The organism is Pseudomonas sp. Con_6 (assembly GCF_059379395.1).
In genome coordinates this window covers 1,596,364-1,620,716 of record NZ_CM182011.1, presented here as the reverse complement: position 1 = coordinate 1,620,716, position 24,353 = coordinate 1,596,364, and the positions used below count along the sequence as shown (strand labels likewise).

Here is a 24,353-nt window from a genome sequence, read left to right as displayed (position 1 = left end):
CCTCGCCATGGACCTCGTCATCGCCCGCCCCGAAGGTCTCTACTGCCCGCCCGGCGATTTCTACATCGACCCCTGGCGTCCGGTGGAGCGCGCGGTCATCACCCATGGCCATGGCGATCACTCCCGTCCAGGCAACCGCCATTACCTCTGCGCCGAACCCGGCGCCGGCATCCTCCGCGCCCGCCTCGGCACCGACATCGACCTGCAGACCCTGCCCTACGGCCAGACCCTGGACCACCACGGCGTCACCCTCAGCTTCCACCCCGCCGGCCACGTGCTCGGCTCGGCCCAGGTGCGCCTCGAACACCAGGGCGAAATCTGGGTCGCCTCCGGCGACTACAAAGTCGAACCCGACGGCACCTGCACGCCCTTCGAGCCGGTGCGCTGCCACACCTTCATCACCGAATCCACCTTCGGCCTGCCCATCTATCGCTGGGAACCCCAGGCCGAGATCTTCAACCAGATCAACGCCTGGTGGCGCGACAACCAGACCCAGGGCAAGGCCAGCGTGCTGTTCTGCTACGCCTTCGGCAAGGCCCAGCGCATCCTCCACGGTATCGATGCCAGCCTCGGCCCGATCCTCGCCCATGGCGCGGTGGAGCCGCTGAACCGGGTCTACCGCGAAGGCGGCGTGCCTATCCCGCCCACCCAATACGCCGGCGATATCCCGCGTAACGACCCACTGCTGCGCCAGGCCCTGGTCATCGCCCCACCGTCGGCCGGCGGCAGCAGCTGGATGCGCCGCTTTGGCGACTACAGCGATGCCTTCGCCAGCGGCTGGATGCGCCTGCGCGGCACCCGGCGGCGGCGCGGGGTCGACCGGGGCTTCGTACTCTCCGACCACGCCGACTGGCCCGGCCTGCTCTGGGCCATCGAACAGACCGGCGCCGAGCGGGTGATGGTCACCCACGGCTCGGTGCAGGTACTGGTGCGCTACCTCAGGGAACAGGGCCTTGACGCCCGCGGCTTCGTCACCGAGACCGGCGATGAAAACCTCTACGTGGAGACCGAGGCGGACGTCTAGGGCTCCTTGTCCGGCGCCCGCGCCGGCGCGGTGAACCACTGCTCGCGGGGCACCCATTTCTCCTTGGCCGGATCGTCGTAGTAATGCGGCGACATGATCTGCACCCCGTATTCGTTGAACACGTCCTGGATATTGGCGTGCAGCAGGCTCAGCAGCTCGGCCCGTGGCCGCGGCTCGCTGGGCACGGCCTGGGCCACCAGGCGGTATTCCGGGTAGAAGTCCGACAAGCCGGTCTGGAACACCTGGGGTCGCGGCTCGTCGCGCACACCTTCGGTACGCCGCGCCGCCTCGATCAGCATGGCCTCGACCTGGCGCCACGGTGTGTCGTAGCCGATGGTCACCGTGGTATCGACGATATAGCCGACGCCCTTGACCACCCGCGAGTAGTTGCGCGTCACCGAACCGGTGATCAGCGAGTTGGGCAGGGTCAGCACCTCGCCCAGGCCGGTGCGGATGGTGGTGTTGAAGATGCCCACTTCGGTGACCGTGCCCTCGTGCTCGCCAACCCGCACGTACTCGCCACTCTTCAGGGTCCGCGAATAGGTCAGGATCAGGCCCGCCGCCGCCTGCCCCACCACACTCGACGCGCCGAGGGAGATCATCAGGCCGAGCAGCACCGACAGGCCCTTGAACGCATCGGTGCCGGAACCCGGCAGATAGGGATAAGCCATGACCAGGGCGAACAGCCAGATCGCCAGGGACGTCAGGCGCGTGGTGGGTTGCAGGGTTTCCGCGGTCAGCCAGCCCAGGGTCCCGGGCCGCGACAAGCGCGCCAGAAGGTGCCGGGTGAAGCCACTGATGCCACGGGCGATGAAGAAGATCATCAGCGCCACCACCAGCCCGGGGATTGCGTCTAGCATGCCGCGCAGCAGGTAGCGCAGCATGTCCAGCAGGTAGGTGTTGAGGCTCTCGCCCCATGGCCGGGTGTAGGGGAAGCGCGACAGCACGTAGCTCAGCCACTGGTAGGTGAACAGCACCAGCAGCAGCACGTAGAGCAGCCCCACCAGGCGGTCCATCAGCAGGTACAGTTGGTGCAGGTCGAACAGCGGCATTTGCCCCACCTTGATCTGCCGCGCGCGGTCATGCATCAGTCGCGGCAACAGCGCGCCCAGCTTGCGCCGGCTGTAGCCGGCGGCCTTGAGCAGCAGCAGGTAGACCAGCGTGGCCAGCGCGGCGAACGCCGCGGCCTTGCCGAGGAAGCGCAGGCTGCGCGCCTCGCGGGTTTCCGCCAGGACCTGGCGCAGCTTGCCCGCCGCCTGCTCGGCGAGGGCCCGGGTATCGACGTCGGTAGGGCCCAGGTCGTGGGTCGAGACGATGAAGGCACGGCGTCCACCGAGCAGGACGAGCTGGCTGTTCATTACCGGATCGACGCTCACCTGCGGCTCGTCGTCACCGTGCAGCGCTTCCTCGATGATCGCTTCGGCGCGCTGCGCCCGGGCTGCCGGGGTTTCGCCCAGCAGCGTGGCGCGGAAGGTGAAGAGGACACGGTTGGCGATCCGCAGGTCGGCGCTGGCCGGCGTCGCGACCGGCTCCGCGGCCTGGTCGGCCAGCGCCAGTGCCGGCAGGATCAGGCACAACCACAGCAACAGCCTGGGCAACCGCTTCATCGTGAGTGCTCCCTGGTCAATCGAACCCAAACACCGGACCGGCATTACGGCTGCCTGGCTTAACCATAGCGAAGCGAATCGGACTTTTCCGCCACGCACCGGTCACAACAACAGGACTTCCCCTCACGAGGCGCACACATGAAGGCCTTCGCCGAGCTCTACCTGCGTCTGGACGCCACCACCTCCAGCAACGCCAAGCTCCAGGCGCTGCAGGACTATTTGCGCGCGGCCCCCGCCGAGGATGCCGCCTGGGCCGTGTATTTCCTCGCCGGCGGTCGTCCACGCCAGTTGGTGCCGACCCGTCTGCTGCGGGAGCTGGCGATACGTCTGTCGGGCTTGCCGGAGTGGTTGTTCGAGGAGAGCTACCAGGCGGTGGGCGACCTCGCCGAGACCTTTTCCCTGCTGTTGCCGGAAAGTGAACACAGCAGCGATGCCGGCCTGGCCTTCTGGGTCGAGGAACAGTTGCTGCCGTTGCGCGGCCTGGCCCCGCAGGTGCTGGCCGAGCGCCTGCCACCGCTGTGGGCGCAACTGGACCGCAACAGCCTGCTGGTGTGCATGAAGCTGGTCACCGGCAGCTTCCGTGTCGGCGTATCCAAGCTCCTGGTGACCCGCGCCATCGCCCAACTGAGCGAAATCGATGCCAAGCAGGTGGCGCAGCGCCTGGTGGGCTACACCGACCTCGGCCATCGCCCGACGGCGCAGGACTACCGCGCCCTGATCGCCGCCCCCAGCGCCGAGGAGCATGCGCAACGGGGCGGCCAGCCCTATCCGTTCTTCCTCGCCCATGCCCTGCAACAGCCGGTGGAGCAGTTCGAAGCATTGCTCGGCCCGGTGCAGGACTGGCAGGCGGAGTGGAAGTGGGACGGGATTCGCGCGCAACTGGTCAAGCGCGAGGGCCAGTTGTGGATCTGGTCGCGGGGCGAGGATCTGGTGACCGAGCGTTTCCCCGAGCTGCACGCCCTGGCCGCCAGCCTGCCGGATGGCACGGTGCTGGATGGCGAGATCCTGGTGTGGAAGCCGGACGGGCGCACCGACGCCATTGCCGTGCAGCCGTTCGCTCTGCTCCAGCAGCGCATCGGGCGCAAGACGTTGGGCAAGAAGATCCTCGCCGACGCGCCGGTCGTCCTGCTGGCCTACGACCTGCTGGAATGGGCCGGCGAGGACTGGCGCAGCCGTCCGCAGGTCGAGCGACGGCGTCAGCTGGAGGTCGTGGTGGCCGCCTGCGAGGTTGCGGTACTGCGGCTTTCGCCTCTACTGGAGGCCAGCGACTGGACCGACCTCGCCCGCCAGCGCGAGGCCTCCCGCAGCCTAGGCGTGGAAGGCTTGATGCTCAAGGCCCGCGAAGCGCTGTACGGGGTTGGCCGGACAAAGGATATGGGGGTGTGGTGGAAGTGGAAGATCGATCCTTTCACCGTGGATGCGGTGCTGATCTACGCCCAGCGCGGCCACGGGCGGCGGGCCAGCTTGTACAGCGACTACACCTTCGCCGTGTGGGATACCCCGGCGGGTACCCCGGAACGCAGCCTGGTGCCGTTCGCCAAAGCCTACTCCGGGTTGAGCGACGACCAGATGCGCAGTGTCGACGGGATTATCCGCAAGACCACTGTCGAGACCTTCGGGCCCGTGCGTAGCGTGACGCCGAGCATGGTCTTCGAGCTGGCCTTCGAGGGGATCGCCCTGTCCAGGCGACACAAGAGCGGGATCGCCGTGCGCTTTCCACGGATGCTCAGGTGGCGGCAGGACAAGCCTGTGGCGGAAGCGGATGATCTGGCGACGCTGCAGGCGTTGTTGAGCTAGGAGGACGGCCTTGCACGTTCTCAAGACCGAGCACCGCGCAAGCGGTCCAGAATCAGACACGAACCCCACGCAAACCACGCAAAGCCAACAGCGCAAACACCACCACCAACCCCGCCACAACCCCGCTGGTCACGCTTACCCCTTCCCGGAACGCGCCATTCACCGCCTGCACCAACGCCTCCCCACCCGCCAGCGCATGCGCCCCCCCCAAAGTCGCCACCGCCTCGGACACCCCCTCCGGCACCTCCAGCGACAACCGATACACCGCCGCGACAGCCCCACCAATCAAGGTCGTCCCCAGCACCACTCCCACCTCATAGGCCGTCTCGCTGACCGATGACGCACTCCCCGCCTTGTGCGCCGGCACGCTGCTCAGCACCAGGTCGTTGGACACCGTGGTAATCGCCGCCACACTGACATTCAGCAGCAAAAACGCAATCCCCAGGCTCAGTACACTGGCCTCTACCAGCGCCATCAGCGCAAAGGCCCCCGCCGCCAGCAGCAGGCAGCCGCTGATCAGCTGGTTGGGCGCTACCCGCTGCGCCACCGGCACGATGGCCATCCCGGCGAATATCGCCAGCGCCTGTCCCGGCACCAGGATCAGACAAGCCGCCAACGGCGACAGGCCGAATACCAACTGCAGCAACTGCGTGGCGAAGAAGATGAAGCCGATCAACAACCCAAGACTGACCAGGTTGACCAGGATCGACACGCTGAATGCCCGTCGCCGGAACAGGCGCAGGTCCAACAACGGTTGCTCCAACTGCAGTTGCCGACGCACGAACGCCATGCCCCAGGCGATCCCCGCCAACAGGCACAGCGCGGCCTGGGCGTCGAAGCCACTGGTCGCTGCATGCTTGAGGGCGAGCATCACGCCGATCATCGCTGCCAGGCTGAGCAGGATGCTGGCGACATCCACCGTCGCGCCCTGCTCTCGCGCGGTCTCGGCGATCGACGGCGCCAGCAGCAACACCGGCAGCAGGAACGGCAGCGCCACCAGGAACACTGCCGGCCAGTCGAAGAACTGCAGCAACACCCCGCCAAGCAACGGCCCCAGCGCCGAACCAAGGGTCAGGCAGGTAGCCCACACCGCCACCGCCACGCGGCGTTCCTCGCGGTCCTCGAAGGCGCCGCGGATCAGCGCCAGGGTTGCTGGCAGGATCATCGCCCCGAACACCCCGAGCAGCGCCCGCCCGGCGATCAGTTGCCAGTCCTGTTGCGACAGCGCCAGCAACAGCGAGACCACGGCAAAGCCGCCGCAGCCGATGAACAGCAGGCGCCGGTGGCCAAACCGATCGCCGCAGCCGCCCATGGTCACCAGCAACCCGGCCAGCACCAGCGAATAGGCATCGATCATCCACAGCTGGGCAGCAGCGGACGGGCTGAGGGCCGCAGCGATGCGCGGCAGAGCAAAGTTGAGAATGGTGTTATCAATGGTCACCAGCAGAACCGGCAACATGATCACCAGTAATGTCGCCCCCTTGCTGCGGTCCTTGAGCATCGACAACAGAGGACTTGCCGCTTCGTACATCGTTTATCTCTCCCTGAAACATGTTCAACAGATTGAAGAGCTGCGCGCAGGTACGCCCGTGCGTGGTCACGCCGGGTCCCAGCCAGTCGCGCACCGCGTCCAGCTCGGCGGTGAAGGCATCCGGGGTGTCGTGGCGGCAGAACTGGTGCAGCAGGTCGAGACCGCTGGCCAGGTATTCACGCTGGCGGGCGCCATGGCGGTTGTGACGCTGGATGTCCCAGTAGGTTTGTGGCGGGTTGTGCAGGATCCGTGCGGCCAGAGCGAGCAAGGTCTGCATCGGCGGCGGCGCCAGGGCAGCGAGCACCGCCGGATCGCATTCGCTGCGCTGCACGGCGAAGGCGAAGGCCAGCACCGCCGCGTGAGGCAGTGTCTGGCACACTGCCAGGGTGCGGTCATGTTCCTCCGGGTGCATTCGCGTGACACGCATACCGTGACGCTCCAGCAGCACGGCGAACCAGTCCCCCGCCGCGCCGGGCTTGCGTTCGCAGAGCAGCACCGGGCGTGCGCGGCAGTCCAGGGTCGGCGAGAACATCGGGTTGATGCCCAACGATGGCACGCCAGTCAGTAGCACCGCCGCATGTTCCTGGAACGGCTGCTGCACCGAGCACGTGTTGACCAGCAAGCGCAGGGAAGGCATCAGGCGGGCGTAGCGCCGCAACACCTGCACGGCGACCTCCTCGGGCAGCGCCAGCACCAGGGTGGTGACGCTCTGCAACAGTTCCGGCGCCTGCTCCGGCAGGTCCAGGGCGTCCATCACCCGCTGGTCGAACGCCCGTCCGGCTGGCTCACGGTCGATAATGATGGGGGCGTGCCCGGCATCGGCCAGCAGGCCGGCGATAAAGCGCCCGACGATGCCGGCGCCGCCAACGATCAGATACTTGTCCAAGGCTTATCTCCTGATGCTGTGGAACGGCACGCTGGCCTTGACCAGCGTCTCGTGCATTTCTTCCGCCGGGTCCGATGCAGCGACGATGGCACCGCCGATGCCGAAGCTGGCCGTTCCGTCCTTGAGCACCGCAGTACGGATGACGATGCTCAGGTCGGTGTAACCGTCCACGCCGATCCAGCCCAGGGCTCCGGCGTACACGCCACGGGCCGAGGACTCCAGGCGGTCGATGATTTCCATGGTCCGGCGTTTCGGCGCACCGGTCATCGAGCCGCCGGGAAAACAGGCGCGGATCGCCGCGAACGGGGTGATGTCGGCGCGCAACTGGCCTTCCACGGTGGATACCAGCTGATGCACCGAGGAATAGCTCTCGATGGCGAAGGCACGGGGCACCTTCACCGAGCCGGGTACGCAGATGCCATTGAGGTCATGGCGCACCAGGTCGACGATCATCAGGTTCTCTGCGCGGTCCTTGCTCGAGTCGGCGAGGTCCTGGCGCAGCGACTGGTCGACCTCGGTATTGCAGCCCCGCGGACGGGTGCCCTTGATCGGCCGGGAGAGGATGCGCCCACCCAGGTCGATGCGCAGGAAGGTTTCCGGCGATGCACTGAGGATGGCGAAGTCACCGGTATCGATGAACGCGCCGCAGGGCACCGGGCTGATCGCCCGCATGCGCTGGTAGACCTCCAGCGGCGGCTCTGCGCAGGCCACCCGGGCGCGGTTGGTCAGACAGATCTCGTAGGACTCGCCATCGATGATCTGGCGCAGGCAGACGTCGACCTTTTCGCGGTAGGTGGCGGCACAGTCGGCCAGGCCCAACGCGGCCTCGGCCACCGCTCCGGGAAAGAAGCGCGTCGGCGGATGACGAGTGACCTCGCGGGCCGGCTTCTGGATCAGCCGCTCGCCCCACAGGTGGCACTGCCAGGCTTTGCCACGCAGGTGATCGAACACCAGCAGGTTCTGCGGCAGGTAGAACAACGCGTCGGGCAGCGCCGAGACGTGGATGTTGTCGGTGCCGGTCAGGGCCTTGAGTTCGTAACCAAGGTAGCCCACCAGACCGCCGGTAAAGGGAAACGGTGCGTCGGGACGCTGTGCGGGACGCAAGCGGGCCATGACCAACGCCATCAGCTCGAAGAAATCGCCCTTCAGCACGCTGCGCCCTTGCGGACCATCAATGCTCAACTGCCGGTTTTCCACGTCGTAGGCGAACACCAGCGCCGCCCCGGGTGCGCAGCCGCCCATCAGCGAATAGCGCGCCTGGCCGCGGTCGGCCAGCTCGCTGTCGAGCCAGAAGGCCGCGCCAGCATCGGCGAACTGGCTGGCGAAGGTGTCCAGCGGGTCAGGCAGGCGCGCCAGCGGCTGGCAGTCGAAGCCCAGGCGCAACGGCCCGCCGGCCGCACGCAGGGCCTCGGCGACCTCCATCTGGCGCCGGTGGGCACGCCGCTCGCTGACCATACGCACGAAGTTGCGCAGCACCTGGCGGCCGTGTTCCGAATCGATGGACTCGGGGTGAAACTGTACGCCCCAGATCGGCCGCTCGCGGTGCGCCAGGCCCATCACCAGGCCACACTCGGAGCGTGCGGTGACCATCAGGCAGTCCGGCACCTCGGTGCACACCAGCGAGTGATAGCGCACCACTTCAAAACCCTGGGCGATCCCGGCGAACAGGTCGCTGCCGTCATGGTGGATGCGCGTGCGGTAGCCATGCACCGGCTGCGGCGCATGTTCGACCTTGCCACCGAAGTGGCAGTTGATGCCCTGGTGTCCGAGACACACCCCGAGCAAGGGAATCCGCGCCCGCTCCAGCACCTCACGACAGACGCCGAAGTCCGCCGTGCGGGTCGGATGGCCCGGCCCCGGCGACAGTACCACGGCATCGAAGCGATCCAGGTCTAGCTGCTCGAAGCTGCGGGTATTGGGCAGCACCACAGGTTGTTCACCGCAGACTTCATAAAGGTACTGGGCGATGTTGTTGGTGAAGGAGTCGAAGTTGTCGACGATCAGCGTGCGCATCGCTCAGTCCTCCACGGTCGGCGGTTGGAGGCTGGCCATGACCCGCAGTTCCTCGTCGCAGGTTTCCTCGATGATCAGTTGAAACAGTTCGCTCAGGTACTCCGCGCGCAATTGCCGGGGCCCGGACAGGGCACGTACCTGGTCGAGCGTGGAGGTCACCCGCAGCGGCTGCATCATCGGGATGCCGTCGGCGGACTTGACCCGGGCGATGACCCGGCACACCTGCATGCGTTCGGCGAGCAGGTCGACCAGCAGTTCGTTGATCCGGTCCAGTTGCTCGCGGTAGGGCTGCAGCACATCGCTGCACCCGACCGTGCCCTGCTTGGCGTTGAGTGGCATGGCGAGTTCCTCCGCGACTTAGCGCTGGCCGGGGGTCCGGCTCAGTTGCAGATTGAGCTTGCGCGCCAGTTCGTCGACCTGCTCGGTGCTGTGGGCCGCCGAGAGTGCGCAGCGCAGCATGGCCTTGCCGCTCTCCACGATCGGATAGAACACCGGGAACACCACCAGCCCCGAGGCCCGCAAGGCGCTGGCAGCCAGGGTTCCCTGGCGCTCGTTGTCGAACAGCACGCCACGGATGGGAGCGCGCAGGCCGGCATTCATCATCTCTTGCCCGACCCGCTCATCGAGGCGCCGCACGTTGCGCCACAAGGCCTGCTGCAACGGCCGGATCTCCGATGACAGGTGAATCTGCGCGGCGGCGACATTGGCCGCCTGCAGTGGCAGCGGGATGCTGTGACCGAACACCAGCGGGTTGGCCAGGGCCCGTAACTGCCCGGCGTTGGCCCCAGGCTTGAGCACGATGAAGCCACCGGCGCCACCGAAGGCCTTGCTCAGCGAGCCGGCGATCAGGGTATTGCCCGGCAGGCGATGGCCGAGGCTTTCGAAGGCGTAGCCGGCGCCGTAGCGACCGGTAATGGAGATCCCGTGGGCGTCGTCGACGTAGAGAAAACCATTGTGCCGCTGCAGGCGTTCGGCGAGCTCGGCAACCGGCAGCAGGCCGGACATCGAGCCAACGCCATCGATCAACAACACCGGACTCAGGCGCTCGCGGTCACAGCTGGCCAGGACTTCGTCAAGACCCTCGCGGTCCGCGACATCGACCCGGCGAACCGTGCCGAACTGGGCCAGCACGCCGCGCAGCACCTGCATCGAAGCATGAGCGGTACGATCCACCAGCCACATCACCCCGCCTTCCCGGGTCGGATAGCCGTCCATACCGCCGCTGCCAAGCAGCGGCAACACCCCCAGGTGGGCATTGCTGGTGGAACTGAAGACGGTGACGCTGCAGCCGCCATAGATCTCACCGAGCAGTTGCTCCAGTTGGCGCAGGTACACCGGGCTCATGGCCCCGCGACTGGCGGACAGGTGCACGCCGAAGCGCTCCAGCGCCACCTGGGCGGCGAGCACCAGGGCCGGGTGGTTTTCCAGACCCAGGTAAGAGCAAGAGACGAACTCGGTACACGTGGTGCCGTCCAGCAAGGTGAGTTGCTTGCCATTGCGCGCCACCACCTCGAAACCGGTGAGGCCTTCGGCCACGGCACTGTCGAGGACGCCGCTGGTGCGCTGGCGGCGGAGGTCCATCCAGTTGCTGGTGCTGCCCGACGGCAGGTGCGGCTGATCGTTCATGGCATTCTCCCTACGGTGAAGACGGAGGCGCCCGTCGCGTCGCTGAAGTCGTCGTCCTGGCAGTGCCGGATCGCTTCGAAGCGATGCTCGTCGAGTACCGCAGCCACCTGTTCCTGCTGTGCCTCGCCATGCTCGACCAGCAGCACACCGCCTGGGCGCAGCAGCGTCGCGGCGAGTCTGGCACTGGCGGCAATCAGCTCTGCGCCCTGCTCGCGGGCAAAGATCGCACCCGGCGGATGGTGGCGGCTCCATTCCGGCAGCAGCTCGGTGCCCGGCGGCACATAGGGCGGGTTGCTCACCACGACATCGACGCAACGCCGCGCCGGGGAAAAACACTCCGGTCGGGTGATGTCGGCGGCGAACAGGCTGACCTCGCGCTGCGCGTCATGGCGCTGGATGTTGCGCCGCAGGTAGGCCTGCGCGGTGATATCGCTGTCGACGCAGACCGTGCGCGCGCCGCTGCCGGCCCAGATCGCCAGGCCGATGGCGCCTACCCCGGCACACAGGTCGTAGACCGTCGAGTCGCCGTTCAGCGCCAGATTGCGCTCGATCCAGCGGACCATGGCCAGGCTCTGGCGACGCGGCACGAAGGTGCCGCTACCCACCAGCAGACGCTGCTCGCCGAAGTCGACGTAGCCGAGCACATGGCCCAGCGGAATGCGCGTGCAGCGCTCGGCGACATCCGCACGAAAGGCTTCCAGGCGCCGTGCATCGAGGGCCCGGTCACTACTGAAATGCTTGTCGGTGAGCGCCCGCAGGTCGCCGACCGGATCCCATAGCCCGGCCCCGCTCAGATCGCGCAGGGCCATGGCCTGGTGGTGTTCGAATGCACTGAGAATCATGACCAGGCCTCGTAGTAGCGGGCCAGCCGCTCGTACATCGAGCGGTACAGCCAAGAGAAGGCCACCAGTTCCGGTGGCGGGGTATGCCGCGGGTGCAGCGAGGTGATCAGCCGCGTGTAGTTCTCGCTCATGCCCTGGTCCAGCAACGGCATCCAGTACGGCTTGATGTTCCAGCGGTATTCATAGCCGGTGGCGAACATCTGCCGCACCGTCTCCGCCACCGTCTCGTCCCGCGGCAAGCCGGCCAGCGGTGCGCGCAGCGGGGTGAAGCAGGACAGGTCGAGGCTGTTGTCGAGGCCTTCGATGCGGTCGGCAATCCACGTCGCCAGCAGCGGCGACTGATGCAGGCCGTCGCGGTAAGTGCCGGTCACAAGCCAAAGACCGTCGTAGTCGCAGGCGCCGATCAGGGGGAAGCCGTCGGCGGCGATCGGCCGGTTGCCGACCTGGATGTCGACGATGGACGCGTCGTGCAGATCGAGGCTGAGCTGGTCGACGGCGCAATCGAGGAGGAATTGCACATCGGACACCTGGGCGTGGCGCCGTGGCTGTTCGCTGAGGATGTTGGTGGCGCCGATGTACAGCAGGTCGTCGCCGCGCGGCACGCAGTGCAGGCCGCAGGCGAAGGCGCGGTTAGGCGTGCGGATCACGGTCTGCGGCGGTTTCTGCCCGGGGCGCAGGCGCAGCAGGATGGACACGCCGTAGCCGGCGAACAGCGGCGGAATATGCCGCTGGATTTCCTCGAGACCGTCGAACAGCTCCAGGGAGTTGACCCCGGCGGCCACTACCACGTGCCGCGCGGGCAGGTGGCGACCGTCGTCGAGGACCACGCCGGTGGCGCTCCAGCCCTCACTGAGGACCCGGCGAGCATTGCCGTCGATGATCTCGCCACCGCAGCCGAGCAGCGCGGCGTCAAGCTTGTCCAGCAGCAGGTGGGCGTCGATGGCGTTTTCGTCGGGAATCAGCAGGGCCTGCATCGGCCGCACCAGGTCGTTGGCCTTGACCCAAGCCAGCTCGTCGGGCGCCACCGGGGTGTAGAAGGTCTGGTAGTCACGCAGCGCCTGTTCGATGGCGGCGTAGTTGACGCTGTCGACTTCGGCCATGCCGGCGGAGTTGAGGATCACATGGGTGCCGCAGGCGCTGAGCAGGCCGGCCGGGTTGCCGCTGGCGCGGGTCAGGCGCTCGTTCCACTGCGCCCACAGCCCCTTGGCCTGGATGTCCATCGCCAGTTTCAGGCGCCCGTGCTCGCTGGCCAGCAGGCTGCGGGTCACCTCGCCGAAGCAGCCATTCATGGCCCCGGCGGCCCGCGAGGCCGAATGGCGCCGGGCGGTCTCCCCGACCCGACAGACGCTGAGCCCGCGGCTGGCCAGTTCGAATGCGATGGACGCGCCGACAGCACCACTGCCGACTACAACAACGTCATGGATCATGGTTGTCTCCAGCAAAAGCGAAACCGAAAAAACAGGACGGCTGGCACGCGGGGGGCAGTGCCAGGAGACAAGCTGCCGACTTGTCTCGAACCCGTCCGAAATGTCACGGGGAACGGCGGGCGAACGGGCAAAGGGTGGGATTGCCCGCGCTCGCCGTTCATCCACTCGACAGCACGGCCAAGACGTTAGGGAGTCGGGGAAGGAGGGACAACTCTCAGGATGGGTAGGGAAAGGCGTGTAGGAAATATCTCGGATAACGCTTCGCGATCGGGGAAGCTATTTGCACGATCTTCTGCGAGAACCCTTCAACGGCGCTGTTTACTGCGTCCTGGCGAATGCCAAACAGGCGCGATTCCAGCGCCGCCGCAGCGACGAACGGTACCCTCACATCAATCAAGGGCATGACAGAACCCTGTGGGAGCGAGCTTGTCGGGGCTGGTATAAGCCCCACCTCAGTTCAGATCAGACCCAGCGCCGCCGCCCGGGCCGCCGCCAGGGTGCGATTGGGCGAGTCGAATTTGCGCAGGATGCTCTTGATATGGAAGTTGACCGTGTGTTCGGACAGGTTCAACCGCGCGGCAATGCCCTTGGAGCCTTCGCCATCGGCAAGCCAGCGCAATACCTGGGTTTCTCGGTCGCTGAGGACGATCGCCGGATAGCTGCCCTCGACCCGTTGCAGGTGTTCGTCGAGCATGTCCAGGAGGCTGCGCAGTTGCAGTTTCATAGGCAGCCGCTCATCAACATCGATCGGACGCTTGTGGCGGGCGACACATAGCAGATGCCAGTCACCCTCCCCGCTACGGGTAATGCAGGTGGCGCCGCTCGCGTAGCCGAAGTCGTGGAGATTGCCGATCACCGGCTCCTGCCCGGCCCACAGGTACCCGCCGGGGCGTAACGGTCCGTGATCGTCGACCTGCTCCCGCCATGCGGCTGGATAGGTACCGGAGAAGCTGATCCGCGTCTGAGTGAACGGTACAGGACGCCGCCGGCCATGGGCGAAGCAGTCGAAGCCCAGTTGGCGGACCAGGTGGGAGGTTGCCTCTATCAGTGCGGACGGGCTCTGGCAGTCGTCGAAGGTGGCGTTGCTGTCGAGCCACCATTGCAGGGCATCGAGGGGTTGTGGCATTGGCTGGGTCCTGATGTATGCCGCAAACCCTGTGGGAGCGGGCATTGCCCGCGATGAGGGCGGCTGAGCGACAAAAAACAGACCCTAGCCCACCCCAGGCAAGAATACCCCTGAAGCAAATGTTTCATCATTTGACCCCGGTGCACCGTCATCTCGCACACCCCGCCAGCAACCGCCCTGCGACAGGGCACACCGCCACCTTCCTCCCCCCGCACCACACAAGCCCTGCAACTCACCAGGCACACTGGTGCGGAACTTGCTATCACTGTGATGTCGGGTCGCGACCGGTAACGGTGCACGGCCACCCCAATCTTTCGCCGCATCTCAAGGACTACACGATGAAAAAAGCATGGCTGACGCTTTCCGCTGTTGCTCTGTGTCTGGCTGCCGGCAGTACCTTCGCCAAGGAATACAAAGAGCTGCGCTTCGGCGTCGATCCTTCCTATGCCCCCTTCGAATCCAAGGCCGCCGACGGCAGCCTGGTGGGCTTCGACATCGACCTGGGCAACGCCATCTGCAAGGAGCTGAAAGTCACCTGCAAATGGGTCGAGAGCGATTTCGACGGCATGATTCCAGGCCTCAAGGCCAACAAGTTCGACGGCGTGATCTCGTCCATGACCGTCACCCCGGCACGGCAGAAGGCGATCGACTTCTCCAACGAGCTGTTCTCCGGGCCGACCTCGCTGGTGTACAAGAAAGGCTCCGGCCTGAGCGCCGATCCGGCATCGCTCAAAGGCAAGACCGTCGGCTACGAGCAGGGCACCATCCAGGAGGCCTACGCCAAGGCCGTGCTGGACAAGGCCGGGGTCAAGACCCAGGCCTACGCCAACCAGGACCAGGTCTACGCCGACCTGCTCTCCGGCCGTCTCGACGCCTCGATCCAGGACATGCTCCAGGCCGAGCTGGGCTTCCTCAAGTCGGAGAAAGGCGCCGGCTACGAAGTCAGCGAACCCGTGAACAGCGAGCTGCTGCCATCGAAGACTGCGGTCGGCATCCGCAAAGGTAACACCGAGCTGCAGGCCCTCCTGAACAAAGGTATCAAAGCGTTACACGACGACGGCACCTACGCCGAAATCCAGAAGAAGCATTTCGGCGACCTGAACCTCTACAGCGGCAAGTAACTGCCAATCAGTGCCCGCCCGCTCACGGCGGGCACTTCTTTTTCCTGCCTGGGGTTCGCGTCAATGCTCGACGACCTGCTCGCCCTGCTCGGGCTCTCCGCGCTCAGCCTGAAGGGTTTCGGCCCGCTGCTCTGGCTGGGCACCTGGATGACCGTGAAACTGTCCTTCATGTCCCTGCTGGTGGCCGTGGGCCTTGGCCTGATCGGCGCCAGCGCCAAGCTCTCGCCGATCCGCCTGCTGCGCCTGCCGGCCCAGCTCTACACCACACTGATCCGTGGGGTCCCGGACCTGGTGCTGATGCTGCTGATCTTCTACAGCCTGCAAATCTGGCTCACCAGCTTCACCGACTACATGCAATGGGAATACATCGAGATCGACCCGTTCGCTGCCGGGGTCATCACCCTCGGTTTCATCTACGGCGCCTATTTCACCGAGACCTTCCGCGGCGCCATCCTCGCTGTACCCCGCGGCCAGGTCGAAGCGGCCACGGCCTATGGTCTCAAGCGCATGCAGCGCTTCCGCTTCGTAGTCTTTCCGCAGATGATGCGCTTCGCCCTGCCGGGGATCGGCAATAACTGGATGGTCATGCTCAAGGCCACCGCGCTGGTGTCGATCATCGGCCTTGCCGACCTGGTCAAGGCCGCCCAGGACGCCGGCAAGAGCACCTACCAGCTGTTCTACTTCCTGGTGGTGGCGGCGCTGATCTATCTGGTGATCACCAGCGTCTCCAACCTGGTCCTGGGCTGGCTGGAACGGCGCTATAACGTCGGCACCCGGGAGGCGCTGCGATGATCGAACTGCTGCAGGAATACTGGCGCGCCTTCCTTTACACCGACGGCACCAACATCACCGGCCTGGCCATGACGATGTGGCTGCTCAGCGCCTCGCTGGCCTTCGGCTTCCTCGTCTCGATCCCGCTGTCCATCGCCCGCGTCTCGCGCCGCCCGTGGATCCGCTGGCCGGTGCAGTTCTACACCTACCTGTTCCGCGGCACGCCGCTCTACATCCAGCTGCTGATCTGCTACACCGGCATCTACAGCATCGCTGCGGTACGCGAGCAACCGCTGCTCGATGCGTTCTTCCGCGACGCAATGAACTGCACCATCCTCGCCTTCGCCCTGAACACCTGCGCCTACACCACGGAGATCTTCGCCGGGGCGATCCGCAGCATGAACCACGGCGAGATCGAAGCGGCCAAGGCCTATGGGCTGCACGGCTGGAAGCTCTATGCTTACATCATCATGCCGTCCGCGCTGCGCCGTTCGCTGCCGTTCTACAGCAATGAGGTGATCCTGATGCTGCACTCGACCACCGTGGCTTTCACCGCCACTGTGCCGGACATCCTGAAAGTGGCCCGGGACGCCAACTCGGCCACCTACCTCACGTTCCAGTCGTTCGGCATCGCGGCGCTGATCTACCTGTGCGTCACCTTCACCCTGGTCGGCCTGTTCCGCCTCGCCGAACGGCGCTGGCTGGCCTTCCTCGGTCCCGCTCACTAGGACTTCACATGCACCACAAGACCCATGACCTGCTGGCACCGGTGCCCGGCATCGCCCGCCAGATCCACAGTTTCCACTTCGGCCCGCGGGCCGGCGGCAAGATCTACATCCAGGCCTCGCTGCATGCCGACGAACTGCCTGGCATGCTGGTGGCCTGGCACCTCAAGCAGCGTCTCGCCGAACTGGAGGCCCAGGGCCGCCTGCGCCGCGAGATCGTCCTGGTCCCGGTGGCCAACCCGGTGGGCCTGGAACAGGTGCTGATGGACGTGCCGCTGGGTCGCTACGAACTGCAGAGCGGCGAGAACTTCAACCGCCGCTTCGTCGACCTGACCGATCAGATCGGCGACCAGATCGAAGGCCACCTGACCCAGGACCCGCAGCACAACCTGGCACTGATCCGCGAATACCTGCGCCGCGGCCTCGACGCCCACCCCGCCAACACGCCGCTGCAATCCCAGCGCCTGACCCTGCAACGCCTGGCCTGCGACGCCGACATGGTGCTCGACCTGCACTGCGACTTCGAGGCGGTGGAACACCTCTACACCACGCCGGAAGCCTGGGCTCAGGTCGAGCCGCTGTCGCGCTACCTCGGGGTACAGGCCAGCCTGCTCGCCACCGATTCCGGCGGGCAGTCGTTCGACGAGTGCTTCACCCTGGTCTGGTGGCAGTTGCAGCAGCGTTTCGGCAAGCAGTTCCCGATTCCCATGGGCAGCTTTTCGGTGACCGTCGAACTGCGTGGCCAGGGCGATGTCAGCCATCCCCTGGCCGAGGCCGACTGCGCGGCGATCCTGCAATACCTGACCCGCTTCGGTGCCATCGAGGGCGAACCGGCGCCGCTGCCGCCACTGCTCTACCCGGCCACGCCGCTGGCCGCAGTGGAGCCGGTGGCGACGCCACTGGGCGGACTGCTGGTGTTCCATGTCGCCCCCGGCCAGTACCTGGAAGCCGGGCAACTGGTGGCCGAGGTCATCGACCCGCTGAGCGATCGCGTCACGCCGGTGCACAACGTCCAGGCCGGCCTGCTCTACGCCCGTTCGCTGCGGCGCATGGCCACCGCCGGCATGGTCATCGCCCATGTCGCCGGGCGCGAGGCCTACCGTAGCGGTTATCTGCTGTCGCCATGAGGGAACGTGCGTGTACAAACTGACCATCGAAGACCTGCACAAGAGCTACGGCGAGCACAAAGTGCTCAAGGGCGTGTCGCTGCAAGCCAAAAGCGGCGACGTGATCGCCCTGATCGGAGCCAGCGGCTCGGGCAAGAGTACCTTCCTGCGCTGCATCAACTTCCTCGAACAGCCCGATGACGGGCGCATGACCCTGGATGGCAAGGACATCCGCATGGTCCACGACCGCCACGGCATGCACGTGGCCGACGCCGACGAGTTGCAGCGCCTGCGCACGCGGCTGGCCATGGTGTTCCAACACTTCAACCTGTGGAGCCACCTGAGCGTGCTGGAGAACATCTGCATGGCACCGCGTCGGGTGCTGGGGGTAAGCAAGCAGGAGGCCGAGGAACGCGCGCGGCGCTATCTGGACAAGGTCGGCCTGGCGCCACGGGTCGCCGAGCAGTACCCGGCATTCCTCTCCGGCGGCCAGCAACAGCGGGTAGCCATCGCCCGTGCCCTGGCCATGGAGCCGGAAGTGCTGCTGTTCGACGAGCCCACCTCGGCCCTCGACCCGGAACTGGTCGGCGAAGTGCTCAAGGTGATCCAGGGCCTGGCCGAGGAAGGCCGGACCATGATCATGGTCACCCACGAGATGGCCTTCGCTCGCCAGGTCTCAAGCCAGGTGATGTTCCTGCACCAGGGCCTGGTGGAAGAACAGGGTCCGCCGGCCGAGATACTGGGCCAGCCGAAGAGCGAACGCCTGCAGCAGTTCCTGCGCGGCAATCTGAAATAAAACCAATGCCTGTGGCCGGTGGTCTGTGAAGACACAGACCTTACCGAGCCGGTCACGCGCATGCCTGTCACGCCCAATCTCGCCGATGCCTGGCTCGCCGCCCGCGGCTGGACGCCGTTCGCCTTCCAGCGCCAGGTCTGGGCGGCGGTGGGCCGTGGCGAATCCGGCCTGCTTCACGCCAGCACCGGCGCGGGCAAGACCTACGCGGTGTGGCTGGCCGCCCTGCGGGCCTTCGCCAACAAGCCCGTTGCGGTCGCCGCCAGGCGCCCACCGCCCTCGCCGTTGCAGGTGCTGTGGATCACGCCCATGCGCGCCCTCGCCGCAGACACCGCTCGCGCCCTGCAAGCGCCACTGGACGACCTGGAGCTGAACTGGAGCATCGGCGTGCGCAGCGGCGACACCGGCAGCGCAGAACGCGCACGCCAGGCCCGACGCCTGCCCTCGACGCTGATCACCACCCCGGAAAGCCTGACCCTGCTGCTGACCCGTGCCCAGGCGCAGAACGACTTCGCCAGCCTGCGCATGGTGGTGGTCGACGAATGGCACGAACTGCTCGGCAACAAGCGCGGCGTGCAGTTGCAACTGGCCCTGGCACGGCTGCGACGCTGGCAGCCGAACCTGGTGGTCTGGGGTCTGTCGGCGACCCTCGGCAACCTGCCACATGCCCTCGACGTGCTGCTGCCCCAGGGAGGCCGCCTGATCGAGGGCCGCCAGGACAAACGGCTGCTGGTGGACTGCCTGCTGCCCAAGGCCATCGAACGCTTTCCCTGGGCCGGGCACATGGGCCTGGGCCAGCTCGACCAGGTGGCGGGCGAGATCGACGCCTGCCACAGCTGCCTGGTCTTCACCAATACACGGGCCCAGGCCGAGCGCTGGTACCAGGCGCTGCTGGAGGCACGGCCGGACTGGGCCGGGCTGATCGCCCTGCACCATGCCTCGCTGGCCCGCAGCACCCGGGACTGGGTGGAACGCAGTCTCAAGGAAGGCGGGCTGAAGGCCGTGGTCTGCACCTCCAGCCTCGACCTGGGGGTGGATTTCCTGCCGGTGGAGCGGGTGCTGCAGATCGGCTCGGCCAAGGGCGTGGCGCGCCTGATGCAGCGCGCCGGACGCTCCGGGCACGCACCGGGACGGGCCTCGCGGATCACCCTGGTGCCGACCCACAGCCTGGAACTGGTGGAAGCCGCTGCCGCCCGGCAGGCCCTCGCGGACGGACAGATCGAGGCGCGCCGGTCGCCAAGGCTGTGCCTGGACGTGCTGGTCCAGCATCTGGTCAGCATGGCCCTGGGCAGCGGCTTCCGGCCGGCGGAACTGCTGGCGGAGGTGCGTGGAGCCTGGGCCTATCGCGACCTGCAGGACAGCCAGTGGCAGTGGGCGCTGGACTTCGTCCGCCATGGCGGCAGCTCGCTCACCGCCTACCCCGACTACCAGCGCGTCGAACCCGATACCGACGGTGTCTGGCGGGTCGCCAGCGAACGCCTGGCGCGCCGGCACCGCATGGGCATCGGCACCATCGTCAGCGACGCCAGCATCCAGCTGAAGTTCTGGAGCAAGGGCGGTGGCGGCGCCCACCTGGGCAGCGTCGAGGAAGCTTTCATCGCCCGCCTGCGCCCGGATGACGCCTTCGTCTTCGCCGGCCGGGTACTGGAGCTGGTGCGGGTGGAGAACATGACCGCCTACGTGCGTCGCAGTACCTCGCGCAAGGCCGCGCTGGCACGCTGGAACGGCGGGCGCATGCCGCTCTCCAGCGAACTGGCGGATGCCCTGGTGGCACAGCTGGATGCCGCGGCTGCGGGGCGCTTCAGCGGGCCGGAAATGCAGGCGGTGCGGCCCCTGCTGGAACTGCAGGCGGCATGGTCGGCGATTCCCACGCAAGAAAGCCTGCTGGCCGAGACCTGGCATTCGCGCCAGGGCTGGCACCTGTTCCTCTACCCCTTTGCCGGGCGCATGGCCAACCTCGGCCTGGCCAGCCTGATCGCCTGGCGCGCCAGCCGCGAGCAGCCCTTGAGCGTATCCATCGCGGTCAACGACTACGGTTTCGAACTACTCACCCCGACCGCCGTGGACTGGCCCCGGCTGCTGCCGACGGCGCTGAGCCCGGACAACCTGCTGGAGGATGTGCTGGCCAGCCTGAATGCCGGGGAAATGGCCCAGCGGCGCTTTCGCGAGATCGCACAGATTGCCGGGCTGGTGTTCGGTGGCTATCCGGCGGCGCAGAAGAGCACCCGGCAGATCCAGGCCTCCAGCGGGCTGTTCTTCGAGGTGTTTCGCAAGCATGACGCCGACAACCTGCTGCTCGGCCAGGCTCGCGATGAAGTGCTGCGTGAAGAGCTGGAAATCGAGCGCTTGCAGCACCAGTTGCTGAAGATGAACGGTCGCCGACTCGACCTGCACGACCTGCGCCGCCCCGGCCCGCTGGCCTTCGCCCTGGTGGTCGAGGGCATGCGCGAGACCCTGAGCACGGAAAAGCTCGCCGACCGCATCGCGCGGATGGTCGCCGATCTGGAGAAGGCCGCGGACAAGGGGGAGCGCCATGCCCGCCCACGTTGAAATCGAGCTGTGCGGCACCCGGCTCTGGCTACTGGCCGACCGCGCGATCTTCTGGCCTGCGCGACAGGCCCTGCTGGTGGCCGACGTGCATATCGGCAAGGCCGCCAGCTACCGCGCCCTGCACCAGCCGGTGCCGCGGGGGACCACGGCGGCCACGCTGGCGCGGCTGGACGCGTTGCTGGCGGCCTACCCGTGCGAGCAAATGATCGTGCTCGGGGATTTCATCCATGCCCGTTCGGGGCGGGCGCCGGCCACCCTGGCGCTGTTGCAGGCCTGGCGGGAGCGTCATGGGAAGTTGCGCATCACCCTGATTCGCGGCAACCACGACCGCCACGCGGGGGATCCGCCAGCGGAACTGGGTATCGAGGTACGGGAAGAGCCCTGGGAGCTGGAACCCTTTGCGCTGCAACACGAACCCACCGTGGATGCGACCCGGCCAGTGCTGGCGGGTCATGTGCACCCGGTCTGCGTGCTGCGCGGGCGGGCGCGACAGCGGTTGCGCCTGCCGTGTTTCGTGATCGACGAGCAGGTCAGCCTGCTGCCGGCCTTCGGCGAGTTCACCGGTGGCTGGGAGGTCGCGCCGGATGCGCCGGCACGCCTCTACCTGGCGGCTGACGGCCAGGTCTGGCCGCTGGCGCGCTGAATCAGGCTACCGGAGCGGGTGGTGGTTCATCGGGAAGAGTCGGTTCACCCGGTTCCATCGGCGGGGTGTCACCCGGTTGCGCTGGTTGCGGGGTGTCGGGATCGGGCTGACCAGGCACGCCGCCAGCCTGCATGGGCGGGTGTGCAAGCAACGACCACGCCAGCAACCCGATCTGGTTGGGCTGCAGCAGGGCCAGCTTGGCGCTGATGTGGGGGTCGAGTTTCATTGGCTACTCCTGACGAGAGCCGACGCGCCTCGTGCGCGTCGGGACGGTTCATCTCGTTGGAGTGCCGAAAGCCGGGGGAATTCCCCCCGGTTCGTCGGATCAGGTGCGTGGCAGGGTGACGCCGCGCTGGCCCTGGTACTTGCCGCCGCGATCCTTGTAGGACACTTCGCATTCTTCATCGGATTCGAGGAAGAGCATCTGCGCCACGCCCTCGTTGGCGTAGATCTTCGCCGGCAGCGTGGTGGTGTTGGAGAACTCCAGGGTCACGTGGCCTTCCCATTCCGGTTCCAGCGGGGTGACGTTGACGATGATGCCGCAGCGCGCGTAGGTGCTCTTGCCCAGGCAGATGGTCAGCACGTTGCGCGGGATGCGGAAGTACTCGACGGTGCGGGCCAGGGCGAAGGAGTTCGGCGGGATGATGCAGACGTCGCTCTTGACGTCGACGAAGCTGCCGGCGTCGAAGTTCTTCGGATCGACGGTGGCCGAGTTGATGTTGGTGAACACCTTGAATTCGTCGGCGCAGCGCACGTCGTAGCCATAGCTGGAGACACCGAAGGAAATCAGCTTGTCGTTGCCGTCGTTGCGCACCTGACGCTCGACGAAGGGTTCGATCATGCCGTGTTCCTGCGCCATGCGGCGAATCCACTTGTCCGATTTGATGCTCATGGCGGGGTTCCTGAAATAGCGGGGTGAAAAAGGTGACGCGCATCTTACCGGGACGCGCGCCGGCTTCAAAGATTTAGCCGGTATCCATTTGCCTGGCGGGACCGACGGAAGCCGCATGCAGCGCCGTCAGTCATGAATTGCGCAAAAGGCCGTCGAGACCATTGGCACCTTGGGAAAAAAGGGTTATGGTGCCGCCACTGTGCTGCACGTTGTCACTGAGAATCTCTACTTGATGCAAGATTTCGATCGCCCATCCATGAATTTTCTGTCTTTTTGCACTCAGTCCCGGCCAGGGCGTTCCTGAGCCGTTAACAACTTTGTCCAAGGAGACAGACCATGTCCAATCGCCAAACCGGTACCGTCAAGTGGTTCAACGATGAGAAAGGCTTCGGCTTCATCACCCCACAATCCGGTGACGACCTGTTCGTACACTTCAAAGCCATCAAGGCTGACGGCTTCAAGAGCCTGAAAGAAGGCCAGCAGGTCTCCTTCATCGCTACCCGCGGTCAGAAAGGCATGCAAGCTGAAGAAGTCGAAGTTATCTAACTTCTGCTGATTCGCTTTCATAGCGTTCAAAAAAACCCGCCTTCTGGCGGGTTTTTTTATGCCTGGGTTTGCCTTATCGCTGGCAAGCCAGCGATAAGGCCCTTACAGGCTCAATCGTCGCTGATGGTGATATTCGGCATCGCTGGCGCCGCCGCTTCCTGCAGCACCAGGCGTGCGCCTACCGAACGGGCCAGTTCCTGGTAGACCATCGCAATCTGGCTTTCCGGCTCGGCGATAGCCGTCGGCTTGCCGTTGTCGGCCTGTTCGCGGATCAGCATCGACAGCGGCAGCGACGCCAGTAGCTCGACACCATACTGCGCCGCCAGCTTCTCACCGCCACCTTCACCGAACAGATGCTCGGCATGCCCGCAGTTCGAGCAGATATGCACCGCCATGTTCTCCACCACGCCGAGCACCGGGATGTTGACCTTGCGGAACATCTCCACGCCCTTCTTGGCGTCGAGCAGGGCCAGGTCCTGCGGCGTGGTGACAATCACCGAGCCCGCCACCGGGACTTTCTGCGCCAGGGTCAGCTGGATTTCGCCAGTGCCCGGCGGCATGTCGATCACCAGGTAGTCGAGGTCGTCCCAGGCGGTCTGGGTCACCAGTTGCAGCAGCGCACCGGAGACCATCGGACCACGCCAGACCATCGGCGTGTTGTCATCGGTGAGGAGGGCCATGGACATGACCTCCACGCCATGGGCCTTGATCGGCACGAACCACTTCTGTTCCTTGACCTGCGGCCGGGTGCCTTCCGGGATGCCGAACATCACGCCCTGGCTCGGGCCGTAGATGTCCGCATCGAGAATGCCGACCCGCGCGCCCTCGCGGGCCAGGGCCAAGGCCAGGTTGGCGGCGGTGGTGGACTTGCCCACGCCGCCCTTGCCGGAGGCCACGGCGATGATGTTCTTCACGTTGGACAGCCCCGGCACCTGGGCCTGGGCCTTGTGCGCGTCGATCACGCAGTCGATGGTCACCTTGGCGGCGCTGACGCCATCCAGCCCTTCGATGGCGGTCTGCAGGACCTGCGCCCAGCCGTTCTTGAACAGGTCGGCGGCATAGCCCAGTTGCAACAGCACGCCGACCCGATCGCCCTCGATGACGATGGCGCGCACGCACCCGGCGCTGACCGGGTCCTGGTTCAGGTAAGGGTCGGTGTATTGACGAAGGACGGCTTCAACCGCTGCGCGAGTGACGGCGCTCATGGAGACTCCCGATAAAAGACTGGATGGAACAGGCCGCTATGCTAACCCGTGTGTCAGCGCCGGGACGTCCACGGGGTGAAAAATAGTTGCCGGCGCTTTATAGTGGCCGATCACCGTTTTCC

Annotated in this window: 24 protein-coding genes; 10 read left to right on the top strand and 14 right to left on the bottom strand. The window is 66.2% G+C overall.

Features of this window, described 5'->3' with window-relative positions:
• The first annotated feature begins 7 nt into the window (after positions 1 to 7).
• On the top strand, positions 8 to 1,024 hold the full coding sequence (locus AC5QPF_RS07415; RefSeq protein WP_494962621.1) for a ligase-associated DNA damage response exonuclease: 1,017 nt from the start codon (positions 8 to 10) through the stop codon (positions 1,022 to 1,024).
• Here the strand turns inward: AC5QPF_RS07415 and AC5QPF_RS07410 are convergent.
• Positions 1,021 to 2,631 (bottom strand): mechanosensitive ion channel domain-containing protein, encoded by a 1,611-nt coding sequence (locus tag AC5QPF_RS07410; protein WP_494962620.1) that lies wholly within the window; start codon positions 2,629 to 2,631, stop codon positions 1,021 to 1,023. The genes AC5QPF_RS07415 and AC5QPF_RS07410 overlap by 4 nt on opposite strands.
• A 138-nt stretch (positions 2,632 to 2,769) precedes the next feature.
• Between AC5QPF_RS07410 and AC5QPF_RS07405 the strand changes: the two genes are divergently transcribed.
• On the top strand, positions 2,770 to 4,428 hold the full coding sequence (locus AC5QPF_RS07405) for an ATP-dependent DNA ligase (protein ID WP_494962619.1): 1,659 nt from the start codon (positions 2,770 to 2,772) through the stop codon (positions 4,426 to 4,428).
• A gap of 52 nt (positions 4,429 to 4,480) precedes the next feature.
• On the opposite strand, the gene AC5QPF_RS07400 is transcribed toward AC5QPF_RS07405, so the two are convergent.
• The 9 genes from AC5QPF_RS07400 to AC5QPF_RS07360 all read right to left on the bottom strand — a co-directional run bounded on the left by AC5QPF_RS07400 (position 4,481) and on the right by AC5QPF_RS07360 (position 13,879).
• On the bottom strand, positions 4,481 to 5,959 hold the full coding sequence (locus AC5QPF_RS07400; protein ID WP_494962618.1) for an MFS transporter: 1,479 nt from the start codon (positions 5,957 to 5,959) through the stop codon (positions 4,481 to 4,483).
• A complete protein-coding gene (locus tag AC5QPF_RS07395) occupies positions 5,859 to 6,845 on the bottom strand; it encodes a prephenate dehydrogenase dimerization domain-containing protein (protein ID WP_494962617.1) in 987 nt (328 codons plus the stop codon). The genes AC5QPF_RS07400 and AC5QPF_RS07395 overlap by 101 nt, the downstream gene beginning before the upstream one ends.
• 3 nt (positions 6,846 to 6,848) lie before the next feature.
• Positions 6,849 to 8,858: an aminodeoxychorismate synthase component I gene (pabB, locus tag AC5QPF_RS07390; RefSeq protein WP_494962616.1), complete on the bottom strand. Its 2,010-nt coding sequence runs from the start codon at positions 8,856 to 8,858 to the stop codon at positions 6,849 to 6,851.
• Positions 8,859 to 8,861: 3 nt separating this feature from the next.
• The gene (locus AC5QPF_RS07385) at positions 8,862 to 9,197 is read right to left on the bottom strand and encodes a chorismate mutase (protein ID WP_494962615.1); all 336 of its coding nucleotides are present in this window, start codon (positions 9,195 to 9,197) and stop codon (positions 8,862 to 8,864) included.
• 18 nt (positions 9,198 to 9,215) lie between these two features.
• Positions 9,216 to 10,484: an aminotransferase class I/II-fold pyridoxal phosphate-dependent enzyme gene (locus AC5QPF_RS07380; protein ID WP_494962614.1), complete on the bottom strand. Its 1,269-nt coding sequence runs from the start codon at positions 10,482 to 10,484 to the stop codon at positions 9,216 to 9,218.
• Complete coding sequence (locus AC5QPF_RS07375) at positions 10,481 to 11,326, bottom strand: methyltransferase (protein WP_494962613.1); 846 nt, start codon at positions 11,324 to 11,326, stop codon at positions 10,481 to 10,483. Before AC5QPF_RS07375 ends, AC5QPF_RS07380 begins: the two co-directional genes overlap by 4 nt.
• The gene (locus tag AC5QPF_RS07370) at positions 11,323 to 12,753 is read right to left on the bottom strand and encodes an FAD-dependent oxidoreductase (protein WP_494962612.1); all 1,431 of its coding nucleotides are present in this window, start codon (positions 12,751 to 12,753) and stop codon (positions 11,323 to 11,325) included. The genes AC5QPF_RS07375 and AC5QPF_RS07370 overlap by 4 nt, the downstream gene beginning before the upstream one ends.
• Positions 12,754 to 12,967: 214 nt before the next feature.
• Positions 12,968 to 13,156, bottom strand: a complete 189-nt coding sequence (locus tag AC5QPF_RS07365) for a hypothetical protein (RefSeq protein WP_494962611.1) — start codon at positions 13,154 to 13,156, stop codon at positions 12,968 to 12,970.
• Between the two features lie 54 nt (positions 13,157 to 13,210).
• Positions 13,211 to 13,879: a LuxR C-terminal-related transcriptional regulator gene (locus AC5QPF_RS07360; protein ID WP_494962610.1), complete on the bottom strand. Its 669-nt coding sequence runs from the start codon at positions 13,877 to 13,879 to the stop codon at positions 13,211 to 13,213.
• A gap of 338 nt (positions 13,880 to 14,217) precedes the next feature.
• Between AC5QPF_RS07360 and AC5QPF_RS07355 the strand changes: the two genes are divergently transcribed.
• From AC5QPF_RS07355 to pdeM, 7 genes are all read left to right on the top strand, one after another.
• Positions 14,218 to 15,000, top strand: coding sequence for a transporter substrate-binding domain-containing protein (locus AC5QPF_RS07355; RefSeq protein WP_494962609.1), 783 nt, complete (start codon positions 14,218 to 14,220; stop codon positions 14,998 to 15,000).
• Between the two features lie 63 nt (positions 15,001 to 15,063).
• Positions 15,064 to 15,792, top strand: coding sequence for a histidine ABC transporter permease HisQ (locus tag AC5QPF_RS07350; RefSeq protein ID WP_494962608.1), 729 nt, complete (start codon positions 15,064 to 15,066; stop codon positions 15,790 to 15,792).
• Positions 15,789 to 16,499, top strand: a complete 711-nt coding sequence (locus tag AC5QPF_RS07345; RefSeq protein WP_494962607.1) for a histidine ABC transporter permease HisM — start codon at positions 15,789 to 15,791, stop codon at positions 16,497 to 16,499. Before AC5QPF_RS07350 ends, AC5QPF_RS07345 begins: the two co-directional genes overlap by 4 nt.
• Positions 16,500 to 16,507: 8 nt before the next feature.
• Positions 16,508 to 17,623 carry a succinylglutamate desuccinylase/aspartoacylase family protein gene (locus AC5QPF_RS07340; RefSeq protein WP_494962606.1) on the top strand — a complete coding sequence of 372 codons (1,116 nt, stop codon included), beginning with the start codon at positions 16,508 to 16,510 and terminating at the stop codon, positions 17,621 to 17,623.
• Positions 17,624 to 17,633: 10 nt separating this feature from the next.
• On the top strand, positions 17,634 to 18,398 hold the full coding sequence (locus AC5QPF_RS07335) for an ATP-binding cassette domain-containing protein (RefSeq protein ID WP_494962605.1): 765 nt from the start codon (positions 17,634 to 17,636) through the stop codon (positions 18,396 to 18,398).
• 60 nt (positions 18,399 to 18,458) lie between these two features.
• Positions 18,459 to 20,945 carry a ligase-associated DNA damage response DEXH box helicase gene (locus AC5QPF_RS07330; protein ID WP_494962604.1) on the top strand — a complete coding sequence of 829 codons (2,487 nt, stop codon included), beginning with the start codon at positions 18,459 to 18,461 and terminating at the stop codon, positions 20,943 to 20,945.
• Complete coding sequence (gene pdeM, locus AC5QPF_RS07325) at positions 20,929 to 21,588, top strand: ligase-associated DNA damage response endonuclease PdeM (protein ID WP_494962603.1); 660 nt, start codon at positions 20,929 to 20,931, stop codon at positions 21,586 to 21,588. The genes AC5QPF_RS07330 and pdeM overlap by 17 nt, the downstream gene beginning before the upstream one ends.
• Before the next feature lies 1 nt (position 21,589).
• On the opposite strand, the gene AC5QPF_RS07320 is transcribed toward pdeM, so the two are convergent.
• The 3 genes from AC5QPF_RS07320 to AC5QPF_RS07310 all read right to left on the bottom strand — a co-directional run bounded on the left by AC5QPF_RS07320 (position 21,590) and on the right by AC5QPF_RS07310 (position 22,805).
• Positions 21,590 to 21,814 carry a hypothetical protein gene (locus tag AC5QPF_RS07320; RefSeq protein WP_494962602.1) on the bottom strand — a complete coding sequence of 75 codons (225 nt, stop codon included), beginning with the start codon at positions 21,812 to 21,814 and terminating at the stop codon, positions 21,590 to 21,592.
• A gap of 99 nt (positions 21,815 to 21,913) precedes the next feature.
• Positions 21,914 to 22,480, bottom strand: coding sequence for a dCTP deaminase (gene dcd, locus AC5QPF_RS07315; RefSeq protein WP_042122772.1), 567 nt, complete (start codon positions 22,478 to 22,480; stop codon positions 21,914 to 21,916).
• Between the two features lie 130 nt (positions 22,481 to 22,610).
• Positions 22,611 to 22,805, bottom strand: a complete 195-nt coding sequence (locus AC5QPF_RS07310; protein WP_494962601.1) for a hypothetical protein — start codon at positions 22,803 to 22,805, stop codon at positions 22,611 to 22,613.
• Between the two features lie 11 nt (positions 22,806 to 22,816).
• Between AC5QPF_RS07310 and AC5QPF_RS07305 the strand changes: the two genes are divergently transcribed.
• On the top strand, positions 22,817 to 23,026 hold the full coding sequence (locus AC5QPF_RS07305) for a cold-shock protein (RefSeq protein WP_028943495.1): 210 nt from the start codon (positions 22,817 to 22,819) through the stop codon (positions 23,024 to 23,026).
• A gap of 110 nt (positions 23,027 to 23,136) precedes the next feature.
• Here the strand turns inward: AC5QPF_RS07305 and apbC are convergent, their stop codons facing one another.
• Entirely contained in the window at positions 23,137 to 24,231 is a 1,095-nt protein-coding gene (gene apbC / locus AC5QPF_RS07300) for an iron-sulfur cluster carrier protein ApbC (RefSeq protein ID WP_494962600.1), read from the bottom strand.
• Positions 24,232 to 24,353 lie beyond the last annotated feature (122 nt).

Coding starts and splice junctions, on each gene's coding strand:
- AC5QPF_RS07330 (WP_494962604.1), top strand. CDS start 18,459: ATGCCTGTCACGCCCAATCTCGCCGATGCCTGGCTCGCCGCCCGCGGC.
- AC5QPF_RS07340 (WP_494962606.1), top strand. CDS start 16,508: ATGCACCACAAGACCCATGACCTGCTGGCACCGGTGCCCGGCATCGCC.
- AC5QPF_RS07385 (WP_494962615.1), bottom strand. CDS start 9,197: ATGCCACTCAACGCCAAGCAGGGCACGGTCGGGTGCAGCGATGTGCTG.
- AC5QPF_RS07370 (WP_494962612.1), bottom strand. CDS start 12,753: ATGATCCATGACGTTGTTGTAGTCGGCAGTGGTGCTGTCGGCGCGTCC.
- AC5QPF_RS07355 (WP_494962609.1), top strand. CDS start 14,218: ATGAAAAAAGCATGGCTGACGCTTTCCGCTGTTGCTCTGTGTCTGGCT.
- apbC (WP_494962600.1), bottom strand. CDS start 24,231: ATGAGCGCCGTCACTCGCGCAGCGGTTGAAGCCGTCCTTCGTCAATAC.
- dcd (WP_042122772.1), bottom strand. CDS start 22,480: ATGAGCATCAAATCGGACAAGTGGATTCGCCGCATGGCGCAGGAACAC.
- pdeM (WP_494962603.1), top strand. CDS start 20,929: ATGCCCGCCCACGTTGAAATCGAGCTGTGCGGCACCCGGCTCTGGCTA.
- AC5QPF_RS07375 (WP_494962613.1), bottom strand. CDS start 11,326: ATGATTCTCAGTGCATTCGAACACCACCAGGCCATGGCCCTGCGCGAT.
- AC5QPF_RS07405 (WP_494962619.1), top strand. CDS start 2,770: ATGAAGGCCTTCGCCGAGCTCTACCTGCGTCTGGACGCCACCACCTCC.
- AC5QPF_RS07360 (WP_494962610.1), bottom strand. CDS start 13,879: ATGCCACAACCCCTCGATGCCCTGCAATGGTGGCTCGACAGCAACGCC.
- pabB (WP_494962616.1), bottom strand. CDS start 8,858: ATGCGCACGCTGATCGTCGACAACTTCGACTCCTTCACCAACAACATC.
- AC5QPF_RS07400 (WP_494962618.1), bottom strand. CDS start 5,959: ATGTACGAAGCGGCAAGTCCTCTGTTGTCGATGCTCAAGGACCGCAGC.
- AC5QPF_RS07380 (WP_494962614.1), bottom strand. CDS start 10,484: ATGAACGATCAGCCGCACCTGCCGTCGGGCAGCACCAGCAACTGGATG.
- AC5QPF_RS07415 (WP_494962621.1), top strand. CDS start 8: ATGGACCTCGTCATCGCCCGCCCCGAAGGTCTCTACTGCCCGCCCGGC.
- AC5QPF_RS07410 (WP_494962620.1), bottom strand. CDS start 2,631: ATGAAGCGGTTGCCCAGGCTGTTGCTGTGGTTGTGCCTGATCCTGCCG.
- AC5QPF_RS07345 (WP_494962607.1), top strand. CDS start 15,789: ATGATCGAACTGCTGCAGGAATACTGGCGCGCCTTCCTTTACACCGAC.
- AC5QPF_RS07320 (WP_494962602.1), bottom strand. CDS start 21,814: ATGAAACTCGACCCCCACATCAGCGCCAAGCTGGCCCTGCTGCAGCCC.
- AC5QPF_RS07305 (WP_028943495.1), top strand. CDS start 22,817: ATGTCCAATCGCCAAACCGGTACCGTCAAGTGGTTCAACGATGAGAAA.
- AC5QPF_RS07350 (WP_494962608.1), top strand. CDS start 15,064: ATGCTCGACGACCTGCTCGCCCTGCTCGGGCTCTCCGCGCTCAGCCTG.
- AC5QPF_RS07365 (WP_494962611.1), bottom strand. CDS start 13,156: ATGCCCTTGATTGATGTGAGGGTACCGTTCGTCGCTGCGGCGGCGCTG.